This is a genomic window from Ureibacillus sinduriensis BLB-1 = JCM 15800, assembly GCF_000772955.1.
GTDB lineage: Bacteria > Bacillota > Bacilli > Bacillales_A > Planococcaceae > Ureibacillus > Ureibacillus sinduriensis.
Genome location: NZ_JPVO01000055.1, coordinates 59002 through 77802 on the forward strand (window position 1 = coordinate 59002; position 18801 = coordinate 77802).

General features: G+C 38.7%; 17 protein-coding genes. 10 read left to right on the plus strand and 7 right to left on the minus strand.

What is annotated here, in order from left to right:
* The first annotated feature begins 118 nt into the window (after positions 1–118).
* From CD33_RS16255 to CD33_RS16265, 3 genes are all read left to right on the plus strand, one after another.
* Positions 119–1660, plus strand: a complete 1542-nt coding sequence (locus CD33_RS16255) for a Ppx/GppA family phosphatase (protein WP_036204058.1) — start codon at positions 119–121, stop codon at positions 1658–1660.
* Positions 1660–3819: an RNA degradosome polyphosphate kinase gene (locus tag CD33_RS16260; RefSeq protein WP_036202543.1), complete on the plus strand. Its 2160-nt coding sequence runs from the start codon at positions 1660–1662 to the stop codon at positions 3817–3819. Before CD33_RS16255 ends, CD33_RS16260 begins: the two co-directional genes overlap by 1 nt.
* A 223-nt stretch (positions 3820–4042) precedes the next feature.
* Positions 4043–5692, plus strand: coding sequence for a putative bifunctional diguanylate cyclase/phosphodiesterase (locus CD33_RS16265; protein WP_052130316.1), 1650 nt, complete (start codon positions 4043–4045; stop codon positions 5690–5692).
* An 84-nt stretch (positions 5693–5776) separates the two neighbouring features.
* Here the strand turns inward: CD33_RS16265 and CD33_RS16270 are convergent, their stop codons facing one another.
* On the minus strand, positions 5777–6694 hold the full coding sequence (locus tag CD33_RS16270; protein ID WP_235863130.1) for a nuclease-related domain-containing protein: 918 nt from the start codon (positions 6692–6694) through the stop codon (positions 5777–5779).
* Between the two features lie 900 nt (positions 6695–7594).
* On the opposite strand from CD33_RS16270, the gene fadH reads away from it, so the two are divergent.
* The 6 genes from fadH (at position 7595) to CD33_RS16300 (ending at position 12262) form a co-directional block, all read left to right on the plus strand.
* On the plus strand, positions 7595–8362 hold the full coding sequence (gene fadH / locus CD33_RS16275; protein WP_036202544.1) for a 2,4-dienoyl-CoA reductase: 768 nt from the start codon (positions 7595–7597) through the stop codon (positions 8360–8362).
* Between the two features lie 137 nt (positions 8363–8499).
* The gene (locus CD33_RS16280; RefSeq protein ID WP_258517058.1) at positions 8500–8745 is read left to right on the plus strand and encodes a short-chain dehydrogenase; all 246 of its coding nucleotides are present in this window, start codon (positions 8500–8502) and stop codon (positions 8743–8745) included.
* Positions 8746–8889: 144 nt separating this feature from the next.
* Positions 8890–9333 (plus strand): cyclic-di-AMP-binding protein CbpB, encoded by a 444-nt coding sequence (cbpB, locus tag CD33_RS16285; protein ID WP_036202546.1) that lies wholly within the window; start codon positions 8890–8892, stop codon positions 9331–9333.
* Between the two features lie 82 nt (positions 9334–9415).
* On the plus strand, positions 9416–10306 hold the full coding sequence (gene ccpC / locus CD33_RS16290) for a transcriptional regulator CcpC (protein ID WP_036202548.1): 891 nt from the start codon (positions 9416–9418) through the stop codon (positions 10304–10306).
* A gap of 108 nt (positions 10307–10414) precedes the next feature.
* Positions 10415–11131 carry a 2,3,4,5-tetrahydropyridine-2,6-dicarboxylate N-acetyltransferase gene (gene dapD / locus CD33_RS16295; protein ID WP_036202550.1) on the plus strand — a complete coding sequence of 239 codons (717 nt, stop codon included), beginning with the start codon at positions 10415–10417 and terminating at the stop codon, positions 11129–11131.
* Between the two features lie 12 nt (positions 11132–11143).
* The gene (locus tag CD33_RS16300; RefSeq protein WP_036202552.1) at positions 11144–12262 is read left to right on the plus strand and encodes an N-acetyldiaminopimelate deacetylase; all 1119 of its coding nucleotides are present in this window, start codon (positions 11144–11146) and stop codon (positions 12260–12262) included.
* A gap of 39 nt (positions 12263–12301) precedes the next feature.
* On the opposite strand, the gene CD33_RS16305 is transcribed toward CD33_RS16300, so the two are convergent.
* From CD33_RS16305 to CD33_RS16330, 6 genes are all read right to left on the minus strand, one after another.
* Positions 12302–13507, minus strand: a complete 1206-nt coding sequence (locus CD33_RS16305; protein WP_036202555.1) for an MFS transporter — start codon at positions 13505–13507, stop codon at positions 12302–12304.
* Positions 13508–13673: 166 nt separating this feature from the next.
* Positions 13674–14750 carry an ABC transporter substrate-binding protein gene (locus CD33_RS16310; RefSeq protein ID WP_036202557.1) on the minus strand — a complete coding sequence of 359 codons (1077 nt, stop codon included), beginning with the start codon at positions 14748–14750 and terminating at the stop codon, positions 13674–13676.
* Positions 14747–15547: an ABC transporter permease gene (locus tag CD33_RS16315; RefSeq protein ID WP_036202559.1), complete on the minus strand. Its 801-nt coding sequence runs from the start codon at positions 15545–15547 to the stop codon at positions 14747–14749. The genes CD33_RS16310 and CD33_RS16315 overlap by 4 nt, the downstream gene beginning before the upstream one ends.
* The gene (locus CD33_RS16320; RefSeq protein WP_036202561.1) at positions 15544–16350 is read right to left on the minus strand and encodes an ABC transporter permease; all 807 of its coding nucleotides are present in this window, start codon (positions 16348–16350) and stop codon (positions 15544–15546) included. The genes CD33_RS16315 and CD33_RS16320 overlap by 4 nt, the downstream gene beginning before the upstream one ends.
* Positions 16343–17443, minus strand: coding sequence for an ABC transporter ATP-binding protein (locus CD33_RS16325; RefSeq protein WP_036202564.1), 1101 nt, complete (start codon positions 17441–17443; stop codon positions 16343–16345). The genes CD33_RS16320 and CD33_RS16325 overlap by 8 nt, the downstream gene beginning before the upstream one ends.
* A 16-nt stretch (positions 17444–17459) precedes the next feature.
* Entirely contained in the window at positions 17460–18002 is a 543-nt protein-coding gene (locus CD33_RS16330; RefSeq protein ID WP_036202569.1) for a helix-turn-helix domain-containing protein, read from the minus strand.
* A 226-nt stretch (positions 18003–18228) separates the two neighbouring features.
* On the opposite strand from CD33_RS16330, the gene CD33_RS16335 reads away from it, so the two are divergent.
* Complete coding sequence (locus CD33_RS16335) at positions 18229–18771, plus strand: peroxiredoxin (RefSeq protein ID WP_036202571.1); 543 nt, start codon at positions 18229–18231, stop codon at positions 18769–18771.
* Positions 18772–18801 lie beyond the last annotated feature (30 nt).

Genomic DNA, 18801 nt, shown 5'->3' on the forward strand with positions numbered 1-18801 from the left:
GGCCGTGTTCTTTTTTCTTCTCGTGTTTAAATATGGGATTATTCATCCATTCTTTAGTGTGTAGGGGAGTATCTCTTCCATATTAAAATTCAAAGAAAGAGTGATTACTATAGAAAATATGGAAAATTTAAGAACGGCTATAATCGATATCGGTTCAAATACAATTCGTCTAGTACTTTATAAATATAATAGGCTTGAAGGGTTAAAAGAATTCGGAAATATAAAAACAGTAGCAAGATTGCGAACATACTTGCAAGAAAACGGCGATATGTCTGAACAAGGCATTTCCTTGTTGGCTGAGACATTAAGTTCATTCAAAAAGATACTGGATGATTATCAAGTAAGCGACATTAAAGCCACCGCTACCGCTGCAATTCGACAAGCCAGGAATAATCAGGAAATTATCTCCCGTATGGAAAACGAAACGGGCATTCTCATTGATTTATTGACAGAAGAAGAGGAAGCGTATTTTGGATTCGTAGCCGTGGCTCATTCCATGGATACGAAATCTGCAGTGACGATTGATATCGGCGGGGGGTCAACAGAGATTACCCTGTTCAATGATAAAAAATTGCAAAAGACGATCAGTTTCCCTTTTGGTACGGTTTCGCTCAAAGAAAAGTTCGTTTCTGGTGAAATAATCAGTAAAGAAGAAAAGGACTTATTGCAACAATATATTAGGCAGCAATTTGAAAAGCTGGATTGGATTCGGCAACTCGGGATACCAGTAATAGGAATCGGTGGAAGTGCACGCAATATTGCACAGATTCACCAACAGTTAATTGACTATCCCATCTCAGGAGTACATCAATATGAACTGAAAATGGATGAGTTAGTAAGATTATGTGACTACTTAGAAAAATTGACGTTTGAACAGTTGAAACAATTGGACGGGCTATCTTCCGATCGGGCCGACATTATCGGAATTGCTTTGGAAGTGTTTAAAGAGTTGATGGCCCTCGTCAATGCAAGGAGCTTCCAAATAAGTAAAAAAGGCTTACGGGAAGGATTAATTTATAAACGTGTGATGCAAAGCAATGTTAGTGCTTTTGATAAGTACAATGTTTTTGATGCGTATGCAAAACGGATTACCTTCGAATATGGGCGGTCAGAAAAAGAAGGTGCATTCCTTCGATCAATCACAGAACAATTCTACAGGGAGTGCTGCAATTTAGGCTTCTTTCAATATAGTGAGCGACACCTTGAACTATTGAAAAGGGCTGCCCAAGTATTTGCGATCGGCGAATACATTGAACAGGACTCCTCCAATCAGCATACTTTTTATTTGCTGGCCAATCAATCCATTGCGGGCATGAATCATGTAGAACGTGTGAAGCTCGCACTTCTTGCATCTTATAAAAACAAAGATTATTTCAGAAGATTTTCTGCTCCATTTATAACTTGGATATCAAGAGAAGAGTTGAAAACGTTAAAAGATTACGGGGCTATGCTGAAGTTTATATATGCTTTAAATGTCTCTAAACGAAATATTGTGAAGTCTATAAAAGTGGAAAAAGTAGATGAATTCATTCAAGTGAATGTGGAAGCTGAACATCTACCAATGGCTGAGATTTATCAGTGTGAACGCCAAAAAAAACATATCGAACGACTGTTTAAAAAACCTGTGCAAATTCATTTTTATAAAAAGGGTGAAAAGTGATGACTACCGAAATTAGATTAGATTCCCATGGAGAGAAAAATAACGAAGAGCTGATGGATTATGAGCGTATTTTAGAAGAAATTGCAAAGCCGCAATATTACAATAACCGAGAACTAAGCTGGCTGGCATTTAATGAACGTGTATTGGAAGAAGCGGAAGATGCTACGAATCCATTGCTGGAACGTTTGAAATTTCTGGCTATATTCAGCTCTAATTTAGATGAATTTTTCATGGTCCGTGTAGCTGGCTTGCAGGATCAAGTCAGAGCAGGTTTTCATAAACCCGAGAATAAATCAGGTCTAACACCAAAAGAACAGTTGGCTGAAATTGCCCAAAAGACACAAGCCCTTGTACGTAGGCAAATGGAAGTTTTCCGTTATCTTGTATACGATTTATTGCCGCAAGAAAAAGTGTATGTTCGTAAATTTAAAGCATTAAATGAACAACAAAAGCAGTTTGTGAATGAATTGTTTGAAGAGACTATCTTCCCGGTATTGACGCCTGTAGCTGTGGATGCTTATCGTCCTTTCCCTACATTGATTGGGCGGACATTGAACTTGCTCGTGATGCTGGAGGAAAGTGTGTACAGTGAGCATAATGAGAAAGTTGCGATTGTGCAGGTTCCTTCCGTTTTGGACCGTTTTATAGAAGTACCGAGCGAAAAGGGGGAAAAGGTTTTCGTTTTATTGGAAGACGTTATCTCTTCCCATATCGAAACACTATTTTATGGATACAATGTTAAATCTATTCAAGCTTTTCGTTTAACTCGAAATGCAGATTTAACCATCCATGAGGAGGGGGCGCGGGATCTCCTTGTAGAAATTGAAAAAGAGCTGAAAAAGCGAAAATGGGGCGTCGGCAGCCGTTTGGAAGTGCGGGATGGGGAAATTAGCGATGATGTCCTTGACTATCTTTTAGAAGAATTTGAGATTCAGGAATCGGATGTCTTTAAAATTGGTGGACCGCTTGATCTAACATTCCTGTTTAGTTTTGTGAAGAAAATTTCTGTCGGGCGTGAACACTTGCAATATGAAAGCTTCATACCGCTCCGTCCAAAAGACTTAGCTTCGGACGAAAATATTTTTGATAAGGCGTTGTCACAGGATATCTTTTTCCATCATCCATATGAATCATTTGAACCCATTGTAGATTTTGTAACCGAAGCGGCAACGGACCCTTCCGTTTTAGCTATCAAACAAACTTTGTACCGGGTTAGTGGAAATTCTCCTATTATTAACGCCCTTAAACAAGCAGCAGAAAACGGGAAACAGGTCACAGTATTAGTTGAGTTAAAAGCCCGATTTGATGAAGAAAACAATGTTCATTGGGCGAAAGAACTAGAACAGGCGGGATGTTTGGTGATTTATGGAATGAATAATTTAAAGACTCATTCCAAAATTACACTTGTTGTTCGGCAAAATAATGGGAAAATTGAACGTTTTGTACATCTAGGGACAGGCAACTATAATGATGCGACAGCCAAAGTTTATACAGACATGGGGATCATTACATCAGTAAAGGAATTTGGAATTGATGCCACTAATTTTTTCAATTATTTAAGTGGGTATACAGAAAAACCAAAATTCCATCATCTGGTGGTGGCACCTTTTGATATACGGGACGAGTTTATTGAATTAATAGATGAAGAAATACGTTGTCATAAAAAATATGGTAATGGCTTTATTCGTGCAAAAATGAATTCATTAACAGATAAAGATTTAATTATGAAGTTCTATGAGGCATCAATAAATGGAGTCAAAATTGAACTTGTAATTCGCGGGATTTGTTGTTTGCGTCCCGGAATCAAAGGAATTAGTGAGAACATTACGGTAACAAGTATTGTCGCACGATTCTTGGAACATACAAGAATCTATTGGTTCCACCACAATGGTGAAAATAAAATTTACTTATCTTCAGCGGATTTAATGACACGGAATATGGTCAAGCGTGTGGAAATATTATTCCCGCTATATTCCATTGATATTAAAGAGAGATTAATGGATATTTTAACGACGCAAATTGCCGATAATGTAAAGGCGCGTATACAGGATTCAACTGGCAAATATCATTATAAAGTAGTAGATCATGCCGAAAGTAAAATCAATTCACAAGAACTGTTCTTACTTGAAGCAATGAGTACGGTAGTAGTGGAAGAATAATTTTTGAAGTGCATTGCAAATGTTATCTCCCGCCTTGACTGGTGGGAGTGAATTTTGAATAGGTAAATATTCATGGTTGAATATACATTTTTTTAGTGGAAATGGATTTGTTATACAATCGTCCTAAAAATAGATGGAAATATCATTACTTATTGGATTATAGTGTTATAATATAACTATATTTTATTTTGTGCATCACGTCGTGTAGCTATGGGGGATAAAAATGATTACTTTTCCAACAAAAGAGTTTGAAAGCTTCTTGCAAGATATGATGAAACTAAATCCATTTGATTCTGTCGTCATATTGAAAAGACATAATGGAAGAGAGTTTACTGTAGAGATGATAAATTCTAATGCCTCAGTTCTTTCCCCTGTTCCTTATGTAAAAGGAATGGATGCAAGTGTATTTTTTCAATGGATCGATTGGGAAGACTTATTGCAAATGCTCCAATATCCAAAGGAGGAAATAGAATCTATTTCCATTAGTCGGAACAAACAACTATCTATATATATTCAACCTATTACGATTTTTACCGAACAATACATTGCATTAATCATAAAAGAAATTAGTAACGAAACTACAACTTTTAGCCAGCTTACTTTTCAAAATGAAAATACAGGCCTATTGAACAAAAGGGCATTGAATATTAAATGGCATGAGCATTATCAAAATTATAAGGATTCTTGCAATATTTCTTTGTTACTTGTGGATTTGGATCGTTTTAAAAAATACAATGAGTCTCTAGGGAAGCATAAAGCAGATGAAATGATTAAACAAATCAGCGAACGCTTCAATCAAGTGCGGAGCGAATTTTGTGAACTTTATCATTATTCTGGTGACGAGTTTGTATTTTTGGTTCGCCATACTCTACGTGAAGAGGTTGAGCTAGTCGTCAATAAAATTTTCGAGCTGCTTAAGGAGCCTTTTCTAATTGATGTACATGAATATTTCGTTACTTGTTCCATTGGTATTTCAACGATTTCAGCCAATGGTGTCCGAGATTTAGAGACATTATTACGCCAAGCTGAACAAGCATTATTCTATGTAAAAAAACATGGTCGTGCCCATTTTAGGTTTTATCGCGAGGAAATGAGTCATACCTTCCAGAATGAAGTGCTGATGGAAGCCCATTTAAGAAGGGCCATCGATTTAAATGAACTTTCACTTCATTTACAGCCACAGATTGATTTCGATACATATGAAATAGACAGTTTTGAAGCTTTGATCAGATGGAACAATCCAAAGTTTGGATTTGTACCGCCCTCACAATTTATTCCCATTGCTGAATCGTCTGGGCAAATTATACAAATTGGGGAATGGGTATTAGAACAGGTTTGCAAATATCAGCAGGAATGGAAAGCAAAAGGGTACAGACCCGTGCGTATTGCTGTCAACATTTCACCAAAACAATTCAAACAAGAGGATTTTGCAGAGAAAGTAAAACGAGTGATCCTTAAATACAATGTCGAACCAAAATATATTGAACTAGAAATTACGGAAAGTTCGATGGTGAACGTGGATGAAACCGAGAGCATTTTGAAGAACTTAAAGGCTCTTGGCGTGTTCGTTTCAGTCGATGACTTTGGGACAGGCTACTCCTCGTTAAGCTATTTAAAGAAATATCCAATTGATATTATTAAAATTGACCAGTCGTTTATTGCAGATTTAAATAAAGACGACAAAAATGAGGCCATTGTGAAAGCAATCATCGCCCTATCTCAAAATTTAGAAATGGATGTTATAGCTGAAGGCGTGGAGGAAATTTCTCAAGAAAATTTCCTGAAACTCCATCACTGCAAAAAAGGTCAGGGCTACCTTTATAACAAGCCCTTGCCGGTAGACGAAATTGTAGAAAAATACCTAATCAAATAACTGGAACCAGCAACCAGCAAATTTTATGGACCATAAAATTTGTTGGTTTTTTTATGTTAGATTTGCGTGTGATTTAAGTAGAGACTAAGAATAATAGCTCCAACGTTTCGAACCAATTTTACTGAAATGCTTTTCGAGAATGCGTTGGATGGTCTTTTTAGAGGTGTCCATATGACACCATTCATGAATTTTGCTCGTTGTAATGTTTTCTAGGGGAAATAATATTTTGAATTCTTTCAACGTGCGGAGAATTGCGATTTCAATCTTTTCTTTATAGCCGCAACTAGTACAAGTTACAATTCCTCCATATTTAGTTGAACTGATGGAAAAAGACTCGCAAATAAAACATTTGACACCTTTTTTCAAATTAGGATACTCGTAAGCTGGCAGCTGTTGAAGGGGGTGCTCCGGCATATGTTCCGCTACTAATTTTCCCGCCAGCTCTTTATCTCTTTGGTTGAGTGTAAATTGTTCATAATTGAGATTTTTAATGAGTTGATTCAGTTGAGTAGGTAAAATAAAAGGCTTGTCTAATGGGGCTTTGTATAGTGTGAACTCTGGGTTGATAAAAATAACTGAAGGTTGAATGGATGTTGGCAATTGATAATGTGTTAACCACTGGCGGAGTAACGATTCTGTTCGTTGTAATTGGGTGAGGGGATTAAAAATTTCAGTCCCGTCTTTCTGGAAAAATCGATCCGATTCAAAATAAAAGTCACCTTTATAATTTTTAATTTCAAACAGATGAATCTGATTATTTAAGATAAGTAAGGTATCAACTTGAAAAGTTTGATTGTTCACTTTTAACAACAAGTCGTTTAGAACTAAACAGTCACACTTTAAATCTTGCAGCAGTGCGTCAAAAAGTCTTTCCCCTTCGTAACCTTTCGAGAGATTATAGTAAGTTTGTTGATCTAACTTTGACAATGCCATTCTCGATTTTAAGGTTCTAAGAAGAACTAGTTGCGAAGGTTCTTGCCGTTCTTTATAAATCAGAAGCATTCATCCTTTCCAAATTTTGATACCACTATTTTAGTAGAAATCAATCGGACTTTCTAGATTTTTTTGAAACAAATTTGTCTATTAAGTCAATTCTCAGAGACAATTATTGTGGAAGCAGGTGGAAATTGTCCAATAGGTGGTGACTCAAAGACAAATACCTGGTGAAACGGTTAGGTTTGTCTAATAGAAGCGGTTTAAGAGACAAATACGTTGTGTACAGACAAAGAGAGTCTAATAGAATCAGTCTAAAAGACAATTAGTTAGAAAACCCCCGAAGAGAGTCCAATAGAGGCGGTCTAAAAGACAATTAGTTAGAAAACCCCCGAAGAGAGTCCAATAGAGGCTGTCTAATAGACAAATACATCGAAAATCCCGAAAGAGTGTCTAATAGAACCGGTCTAAAAGACAATTAGTTTGAAAACCCCCAAAGAGAGTCCAATAGAGGCGGTCTAAAAGACAATTAACTTGAAAACCCTCGAAGGAGAGTCCAATAGAGGCGGTCTAAAAGACAATTAGTTAGAAAACCCCCAAAGAGAGTCCAATAGAGGCTGTCTAATAGACAAATACATCGAAAATCCCGAAAGAGTGTCTAATAGAACCGGTCTAAAAGACAATTAGTTTGAAAATCCCGGAAAAGAGTCCAATAGAGGCGGTCTAAAAGACAATTACTTCGAAAAACCCCCAAAGACTGTCTAATAGAGGTCGCTATGAAGATAAATAGCCGGGGAATTGAATACGTAGAAAGACATCAACCTGGAGACCGGAGACAAGTTAGCGGGTAAAGGAGTTCCTATACTTGTCAATAGTTGTCTATAAATTCAGAAAACTGTATGACTTTATTGTAAATTTATAGTAAGATAAAAGTGAATGGACATTCATAAAGGGGTAGGGGGAATTTTCATGGTGAGAAATGAGACGATTATTATTACGGGTGGTTCCAGTGGGATGGGACTTGCTATGGCGAAACAGTTTGTAAAAGATGGAGCCAATGTTGTGATTACGGGCCGGGATAATGAACGGTTGCAAAATGCGAAAAATGAAATTATGGCGTTTGGTGAAAGTATAAGGACATTTCAAATGGACGTGCGTGAAATTGACCATGTTAAAGCAATGGTTCAATTTGCTGTCGAGGAATTCGGCAAAATCGATGGATTAGTAAACAACGCAGCAGGAAACTTTATAGTGGCGGCGGAAAAGCTTTCGCCAAATGGATGGAAAGCGGTCATTGATATCGTTTTGAATGGAACGTTTTACTGCTCATCTGAAATAGGCAAGTATTGGATCGAGCATGGAATTAAAGGCAAGATATTAAATATGGTAGCGACATATGCATGGGGAGCGGGTGCAGGTGTGGTTCATTCCGCTGCTGCCAAAGCAGGGGTATTGTCGTTAACCCGCACTTTGGCTGTAGAATGGGGACACAAATATGGAATCCGCGTAAATGCCATTGCACCAGGACCAATTGAGAGAACAGGCGGTGCGGGGAAATTGTGGGAGTCGGAAGAACAAGCAAAACGTACGTTAAATTCTGTTCCATTAAAGAGACTTGGAACACCGGAAGAAATTGCTGATCTTGCTTTGTTCATCATGTCCGAAAAGGCTTCTTATATGAATGGTGAATGTGTCACATTGGACGGCGGACAATGGTTGAATCCGTTTCCGTTTTAGTATTGTATACGATATTTTCCAAAGGGTAGCCTGAAACAATCTAGAAAATACTGGCATCCTTTGTATTAAAGAATAAACAATGCGGTGTTGGTTGCATACTAATTACACTTTCTGAACTTAGAGAAAAGGGGGGTGTAATGATCATGGGTATGTGGACAATACCGACGATTATTGCAGGGGCACTGATCGTTCTCGTATCATACTTACTGACAGCTGGTGTGATGAAAAAGACAAGGCACCGTGAATCTGCAGCCGATGTACCAATCAGCAAAATTGTCAGGGACCATCCCGTGGCGATGAACCCGATCATTATTATGTATCTTATTTTCGGGCTATTTACCGGAATCATCATCTTTTATTATTGGTCAATTTATGGATATTAGTATGTGATATTTTTTTGAAATCATCCTTCTACTCCAAAATACTGGTTCCATATCATGGTCAATTGTGAACAAATTGTGATATGATATAAGGAGAGTGTAGTTTCCCTGTTTGAAAGTTATTGACAGGAAAAGGAGTAGAAGGTCATGATTTCAACTAACACAAGAGCATTATTGGAGACACCAATTAGTGACTTTATTATTTCATCAGAAAAAGTTGCACATGTACAAATTGGTAATAGTGCCGAACATGCTTTACTCGTCTTAACAAAGACAGGTTATTCTTCTGTGCCCGTATTGGATATTAAGTATCGCCTGCATGGTCTATTGAGCAGTAAGATGATAACGGAATCCATATTAGGATTAGAGCGAATCGAATATGATAAGTTGGCGAATATCAAAGTTGACGATTGTATGGATTCTGATGTTACGTATTTGAAAATAACTGATACTTTCCAAAAAGCATTAGATTTAGTCATTAATCATGCTTTTTTATGTGTGGTGGATGAAGAAGGAACTTTTGTCGGTATTTTAACTCGTCGCGTCATTTTAAAGCAGCTAAAAAAGTATATTTATCAAGTAGAAGATTAATAGATTTCATAAAAAGACTCGACAAAACCTACGAAAGGGTTTTGTCGTTTTTTACACTTAGACTATATGAGGGGGGAGTTAGATGACAGCAACTGAGACAGAAATCATCAAGGTACTGGCAGAAGAGAAAAATATGAGAAAAGCTGCAGAGCGTTTGTTCCTGACACAGCCGGCCCTCTCCCAAAGATTGCAATCAATCGAAAAGGATTGGAATGCACAGCTTTTTATTCGTTCACAAAAGGGGCTAACGCCAACTCCTGCCGGGGAATTGGTCATTCAATATGCAAATGAAACCATACTCAGGAAAGAGCAAATCTTTGAGACTATCCAAGCACTTAATTCGAAAGTGCATGGAACATTAAAAATCGCTTGTGCATCAATCGTCGGGCAAAATTGGCTGCCAAAAGTGCTGAAGGAATTTGTAACCATCTATCCTGATGCCAAAATTTCACTCATTACAGGGTGGAGTTCAGAAATTGTAAAAGCATTGTACGAAGGGGAAGCGCATGTTGGGATTGTGCGCGGGCAGGTTGAATGGAAAGGGAAAAAAGTGCATTTGTTCCGGGATATGATGTACCTTGTCGATAAGGAAATCGAAAAAATCGATGATATTTTAACGACGGATCGTCCCTTCATCCAATTTAGAAGTGATTCGAACTATTACCAGGAAATTCAACTGTGGTGGCAACGTCATTTCTCTTCAAACCCGAAAAGGCAAATTATCGTGGATCAAATTGAAACATGTAAGCAGATGGCCATGAATGGAATAGGCTATGCCATTCTGCCATCCATCACTTTAAGTGGCGAAGAAGAGGTAAACAAGATTCCATTAACCCAAAATGAAAAAGATACCGGCCTTACGCGTGACACTTGGCTAATTGGCTACGATTCATCTTTTGAGTTAAGGCAAGTAGCTGCTTTTATGGAAGTGGTGACCCAACATGCCAGTTGCCTTTATGATTATACGAAGTAGTGTATATTTATTACGAGAAACTAGGCTGATTTGCGTGCTATTTATTTGAAAATTTAGTACAATCAATAGGTGAGTATATTTTACATAGATAAGGAGATTTACAAAACAATGACTACTAAACTTAATGCACAAGAAATTATTCAATTTATTTCTGATTCAAAAAAGGTAACACCTGTGAAAGTATACGTAAAAGGTGAAGGTGCTGCTTCTTTATCATACGGGGAAAACTCCAAAGTTTTCGGTGAAGGGAACAGCGCCGTTGTATTCGGCGAATGGAACGAAATTGAAGCAAGTTTAAAAGAACACGGAAGCAAGATTTTGGATTATGTGGTTGAAAATGATCGCCGTAACTCTGGTGTCCCTTTATTGGATCTAAAACATCAAAATGCACGTATTGAGCCGGGTGCCATCATTCGTGATCAAGTAACAATCGGGGACAATGCGGTAATCATGATGGGTGCAATCATCAATATCGGCGCTGAAATCGGTGAAAAAACAATGATCGACATGGGGGCTGTATTGGGCGGCCGTGCAACTGTCGGTAAAGGGTGCCATATTGGAGCAGGGACGGTTCTGGCAGGCGTAATTGAACCACCATCAGCGACTCCGGTAATCATTGAAGATGATGTTGTAATTGGTGCCAACGCAGTAGTGTTGGAAGGTGTACGTGTAGGGAAAGGTGCTGTTGTTGCAGCCGGTGCAATCGTCATTAGCGATGTGGAACCTTATACAGTTGTCGGTGGTGTACCTGCACGCGTTTTGAAACAATTAGATGAAAAAACAAAATCTAAAACTGAAATTATCGATGCTCTAAGAAATATTTAAGAAGGTGTTATGATGGATACACTCATTCAAATCCGCAGGGAGTTACATCAAATACCTGAGTTGGGCTTTCAGGAATTCAAGACCCAACAGTATTTGCTGAATAAGATTGCTCAGTTTCCGCAAGAAAACATTCGTGTAACGACATGGGAAACAGGCATCGTAGTGAAAATTGTAGGCAGTCAGCCAGCCAAAACGATTGGTTGGCGTTCGGATATTGATGGTTTGCCAATTGTTGAAGAAACTGGCCTGCCTTATTCCTCTACTCATGAAGGAAATATGCATGCTTGTGGACATGATTGCCATATGACGATCACACTTGGCCTGGTGGAAGCGTTAGCGAACAATCAGCCAAAGCACAATGTAATCATTTACTTTCAACCAGCTGAAGAAGGCCCTGGTGGTGCCGAGCCGATGCTGAATTGGATTGAAGCCGAAAGACCTGATCTTTTACCTGATGAAATCTATGCGCTGCACGTTGCACCGGAATATCCAGTCGGGACTGTAGCAACGCGTCCAGGGTTATTGTTTGCCAATACATCAGAGCTTTTTATTGATTTAAAGGGACTTGGAGGACATGCTGCCTATCCGCATAAGACGAGGGATATGACTGTGGCTGCTGCTAATCTGATAATGCAGCTGCAGACGATCGTAAGTCGGAATATTAACCCGATGGAAAGCGCAGTGATTACCATCGGAAAACTCACTTCTGGTACTGTTCAAAACATTATTGCTGAAAATGCAAGACTGGAAGGAACCATTCGTACGCTCAATGCGGAGGCGATGGCCGATGTGAAGAAACGTGTCGAGGCCATTTGTGCCGGAATTGAAGCTTCATTTGAATGTGAGATTCACATTGATTATGGATCGATGTATTACGAGGTTAATAATGATCCGGAATGTGCAAAAAAATTACTCGAGTTTGCTGAACAATACGAGGGGGCAACATCTTATGAGTGTCCTGCAGCAATGACGGGTGAAGACTTTGGTTATTTCTTGAAAGGAATACCCGGAGCGATGTTTTGGGCAGGTGCTAATTGTGATTATGGACTCCACCATGCAAAAATCAACCCAGATGAAGAGTTGTTATCCTTTAATGCAAAGTTTGTTGAGCAATTTATTAGAAGCCTATAATAAAAAGAGGAAATGCCCTTTTATGGACATTTCCTTTTTTTATTTTGAATCGGTTGTTGGAGATAGTAAATGAGGCGATTTTTTCACTGTCCAGACGTAGGCTAATCCAAAGCAGCCCAGTAAAATAACAGCGCCTAATATGAATGGGATCGACAAATGCCATTCCAATAACACCCCTGCAAGTGCGGGACCAATCATATTCCCCAAACTCATATACGCATTGTTCATGCCCGCTGCAAAGCCTTGCTCATTACCAGCAAATTTCGAAATCAGTGTATTAACTGCTGGTCGGATAAATACGGTTGCAATCTGGAACAAGGTTGCCACCGCCAGAATGATGAAGAACCCTCCGACATACACCATGGCCACCATAGTTATTGCTGCTACAACTAAGTTGATTAATATAACTTTCATCTCCCCAAAACGTTTAAATAATTTATCAATGATAAACATTTGGAGAACAACACCAGCGAATCCACCTACAGTGATAACAATTGCAATATCAGTTGCCGTGTAGTCAAATTTATACGTTAAAAACATCGATAGTGTTGATTGGAAGTTCGAGATTCCAAAGCTAAAAGTGAACACAACAATGAGTATGACGAAATAAGGTGTTTTAACAGACCGAATTAGTTGATTGATCAAGTTTTCACGAGGTGCATTTTTTACTGTCTCATCCACCTGTGGCTGAACATTCGGTAAAATAATGAATGACAAGAGAGCTGCTGCCAGGGAGACAAAGCCTGCTAAAAAGAATGGGAAATGTAAATTCACATTTGCCAAAAATCCCCCTAATCCAGGCCCAATCATGAAGCCCAGAGAAATGGCGGCCCCGATTAATCCCATGCCTTTTCCGCGTTCTTCAACCGTTGTAATATCGGCAACATAAGCCATAATCGTTGTCATGATGAAGGCAGCCCCAAAACCGCTTAGAAAGCGCCCTAAATATAAAATCCAAACTTCTGTAGCAATACCGAAGAGAAGTTGTGAAATGCCATATATTATAAGTCCGCCAACGATAAATACTTTACGACCGAAACGGTCTGATAAAGTTCCGGCCAGGGGCGAAAATAAAAATTGTGCCAAGGCGAATACTGCAATTAACGTGCCGTAGACCTCGCCACCTACACCGAAAATATCCAAGTATGAAGGGAGTACAGGAATGACAATTCCTACTCCACCCATCGTAATAAACATATTAAGCATCAGTATCATTAAAGTTAGTTTTTTCTTTTTTTGTGACATCCCAGTCCACCTTTCCTTATATCCCCAAAATTTTAATTCGTGTATCTAAAAGCTTATCATATTGTATATCGTTAAACTACTTTTAACTAGTAGTCTTTAGGCCGAAATTCGAAAGAAAAGCCGATGAGATTCTTGAAGAATGTCATCGGCTTGTGTAAGAGCTATATTAACGTATACTCATTTTAAATTTTAAGAACTGTTCATTATATTTCCCTAGCCATTCAAGACCAAGGTTTTCATAAACTTCCAATTTCGCGCGAAGCTCTTCATTTGGGTAGAAGCGTTCATCCTCTATCACTTCTGGATCCATCAGTTCCATTGCTGCGGCGTTTGGTGTGGAGTATCCGACATAATCATTATTTTGTGCCGAAATTTCTGCATCTAACATGAAGTTGATAAAGGCGTGGGCTCCATCGATATTGGCCGCTGTCTTTGGAATTACAAAGTTATCAAACCATAAATTTGAACCTTCCTCAGGAACCGCAAAGTCAAGGTCTTCATTTTCCCACAACATGTCCGCGGCCTGGCCGGACCATATAAGAGCAACCGATGCTTCATTATTAATCATTAGTGGTGTGATTTCATCACCAATGATGGCTTTAATATTAGGCGATAATGAAGTTAATTTTTCCGTTGCTGAACGGAGAAGGGCATCGTCCTTTGCATTAAGGGATTCACCTAAGGAGTTCAACCCCATTCCCATTACTTCACGGGCTCCATCAACCAAGAATACTTTGCCTTTCAAGGATGGGTCCCAAAGGTCTTCCCAAGATTTAAAAGTTAGATGATCTCCCACTATACTTGGATTAAAGACAACTCCAACAGTTCCCCAAAAATAAGGAATAGAATATTTGTTTCCTGGATCGAAAGCTAAATCGAGGAAGTAGGGATCAATATTTTTGAAATTAGGCAGCTTCGAATGGTCAATCGGTAGAAGCAAATCTTTTTCTTTCATCATTTCCACCATATATTCGGATGGCACGGCCACATCATAAGCCGAACCGCCTTGTTCCACTTTTGTCATCATTGCCTCATTAGAATCGAAAGTTTCATAAATGACTTTAATGCCGGTTTCCTCTGTAAACTGATTCAATAAATCTGGGTCTATATATTCACCCCAGTTATAAACAGTAATCGTATCTTTACTTCCTGCAGAACCAGCTGACTCCAGGCGGTCTACTGCAAAGAACAGGAGAGCACAAACGACTAGGATGGCAATCGCAGCTTGAATTAATGATCTCATCGTTGTACCTCCTCATTTACACGTTTTGCACGATTTGTTACGAAATAGTAGCCAATGACTACTAAAATGGTTACAAAGAAGACTAGGCCTGAAATTGCGTTGACAGTTAAAGAAATTCCAGCGCGCGCCATGGAATAAATTTCAATGGATAATGTAGAAAAACCATTTCCGGTTACAAAAAATGTAACAGCAAAATCATCCAATGAATAGGTTAAAGCTAAGAAGAACCCTGCAAAGATTCCCGGTTGGATATAGGGAAGAATCACCCGTGTTAGTACATCACGCTTCGATGCGCCCAAGTCGCGTGCCGCATCGATGAGGGAAGTGTTCATTTCCAGCAGTTTTGGCAGTACCATCAGGACAACGATGGGAATGCTGAAAGCTACATGCGATACTAAAACTGAAGTGAAGCCTAGTTTCACTCCAATCATTGTAAACAGGATTAAGAAACTTGCCCCAATAACAACATCAGGACTTACGATTAGTACGTTGTTTAAAGAAAGTAAAGTTTTGCGCATTTTCTTATCTTTAATGGACACGATTCCGATGGCTCCTAATGTACCGATAATTGTCGCGATCAGTCCCGATAATAGAGCAACAATCACAGTATTGATCAGGATGACAATCAGTCTCGAGTCTTCAAATACGGCTTTGTAATGCTCGAATGTGAAGGACTCAAAGTTATTCATGGAGCCCCCACTGTTGAATGAATAAAAGATTAGATAGAAAATCGGCGCATATAACACAACAAAAACTAACAGTAGATAGACTTTTGATGCAGTGGATAATTTTTTCATTGTGCACGGCCCCCCTTCTTCTGACCAGTCAGGAGCATAATAATGACCATAATAATAATCAGGAATACTGCAATCGTTGAGCCCATGCCCCAATTTTGGGAAACAAGGAATTGTTGTTCAATCGCTGTTCCCAATGTTATCACTTTATTACCGGCAATTAAGCGGGTAATCATGAATAATGAAAGCGCCGGTATGAATGTTACCTGAATTCCGGACTTCACCCCATCAATTGTCAACGGAAAAATAACACGACGGAAAGTGGTAAAACTAGAAGCACCTAGGTCACGTGCTGCATACACTAGTGTCGGATTCAATTTATCAAGTGAGTTGAATATCGGAATAATCATAAATGGAATAAAAATATAAACAGAAACAAATATAAAGCTGAAATCCGTGAATAAAACTTGCTGTGCATCCAGGCCAAATACTTCCAAGAAGGCATTGATTGGACCATATAATCCGAAGATGCCGATAAAAGCATACGTTTTTAATAGCAAGTTAATCCAGGATGGGATTATAATCAGCATCAACCATAAATGTTTATGCTTGGTCTTTGTTAAAAGAAAAGCTGTCGGGTAGGCGAATAATAATGTAAACAACGTAATTAAAAAGGCATACCAAAAGCTTGTCAGAGTCATTTTTAAATAGACCGATGAAAAGAAAGTTTGATAATTATTCAGAGTAAAGTTTCCGTTTAAATCCAACATGGAATAATAAACAATTAGGACAATTGGCGCGATGACAAATAAGGCAATCCAGATAGTATAGGGAAATAGCGAGCCCTTTGATGCTTTATTAAACATTATCTTCTTCTCCGTAAGACTCTAGTCGTTTATCAAACTCTTCTTCAGTTTCGTTTAAACGCATAACATGGATGCTTTCTGGGTCAAAGTCCAATCCTATTTGCTCGCCAACTTCTGCCTTTTTAAGTGAATGAACGAGCCATTCATTGCCATCTTTGTCGTATGTAGATAGTTCATAATGAACACCACGGAATAGTTGTGTATCTACAGTTACAATCAGTTTCCCTTTATCCACTGTTGTAATCTCGAGATCTTCCGGACGTATAACGATATCTATTTTCTCATTCGGTTTCATACCTTGGTCAACACAATCAAAAGTTTTCCCGGTGAATTGTACTTTAAAGTCCTCAACCATGACACCGTCGACAATATTCGATTCACCTATAAAATCCGCAACAAAACGGTTGATTGGTTCATCATAAATGTCCACCGGTGTGCCGGATTGTTGAATTTCGCCATCGTTAAGGACGAAAATTTCATCAGACATGGCTAGGGCTTCTTCTTGGTCGTGTGTCACAAATACAAAAGTTTTGCCTAGGCGCTGCTGTAATTCGCGAAGCTCGTATTGCATTTCGGAACGCAGTTTTAAGTCGAGTGCAGATAAGGGCTCGTCCAAAAGGATGACTTCAGGATCATTTACAATTGCACGGGCAATGGCTACACGTTGTCGCTGACCGCCGGACATTTCTGAAATTTCACGATTGCTAAAGCCTGCCAGGTTAACGAATTTCAAAGCCTCCAATACACGGTCCTGAATTTCTTTTTCTTTAAGCTTTTTAATGCGAAGACCAAATGCGACATTTTCAAACACATTTAGATGGGGAAACAAGGCATAGTCCTGAAAAACTGTGTTAACTTGACGCTCGTTTGCAGGAATTTGGTTTATCTTTTTATCATTAAAATAGATTGAACCTTCAGTTGGGTCTGTAAAGCCGGCGATAATTCGAAGGATTGTCGTTTTTCCACAACCGGAAGGACCTAGAAGTGTGTAAAACTTTCCTTTTTCAAGTTCAAAATTGATATTTTTTAATACAACTGTTCCATCGTCATACGATTTGGTAACATTCTCAAATCGGATAATTGTATTGCTCATCCTCTTGCCTCCTAGACTATAAATAAGATTCTGTTGCAACTAACAGCAATTCGGTTTTTCCATTATTAGCATTGAATATTTGATGATTGGCTGATGCTTCATAATAAATCGCATTCCCTTCACAAGCAATATACTCATGATTATCTAATACAACTCTTATACGACCTTTTATCACATAAATAAATGTCTCTGCCAGAGAAGGTTCGAACTGTTTATACTCGCCGTTCTTTTGAAGAGTTATCAGTACAGGTTCCATTTCCTTTTCATTCGAAGTGGGTATGAGCCATTGGATTTTATAACCTTTATCTTCATCGACAAAAGAGGTTTGATCGTTTATGTCATATACTACTTTTTGTTCCGATAAAGAATCGTCGAAGAAATCCTTTGGGGTTGTGCCTAATACTTCCAAAATGGAAAACAGTGTTTCAATCGATGGCGAATTTAAATCACGTTCAAGCTGGGAGATATAACCTTTCGTTAAATCAGTTCTTTCACCTAACTCTTCTTGAGTAAGTCCTTTTTTAAGTCGTAATGCTTTAATTTTCGAACCAATTTGCACATGAATAACTCCTTGTCAGTTTAATATACATAAACTTAAAGTATGAAAGTTTACTATTTTATAACTTAATGTTTACTATTACCGATACTATTATACAGAATCATTTAAGCAATTCAATAGACGATTAACAAATATCTCCCAAAAATTTTAATGTTCTTTGAAACTGGTAGTAAGGGATTCTTCAATGTTGAACTCTGCTATGTACTTCAAAACTGGAGGAAGCAAAATGCATGATTTAGTAGTTGGCAAAACTGCACCAAACTTTGTGATGGAGGCCGTGATGCCCGATAAGACTTTTGGAAAGGTATCTTTGGAAGACAACATAAAACAAGAAAAGTGGACAGTTTTATTTTTCTACCCGATGGATTTTACGTTTGTTTGTCCTACTGAAATTACGGAAATGTCCGATTACTACGACGAATTCGATGAACTTGACGCAAGGTTGATCGGTGCTTCGACAGACACGATATACACACACCTTGCATGGATTAATACAGAACGAACAAAAAATGGTCTTGGCCAACTCCGATACCCCCTGGCAGCGGACACTAATCATCAAGTCGCTAGGAAGTACGGAGTTTTGGTAGAAGAAGAGGGGGTTGCTCTAAGAGGGTTGTTTATTATTAGCCCTAAAGGAGAACTTCAATACATGGTAGTGCATCACAATAATATTGGCCGTGATACGGAAGAGGTGCTCCGTGTGCTTCAAGCACTACAGACAGGCCGCCTTTGCCCGGCAAGTTGGCGACCAGGTGACGACACGATCTAACACTAATCGTTGGAAGCCTGATACTTTTAA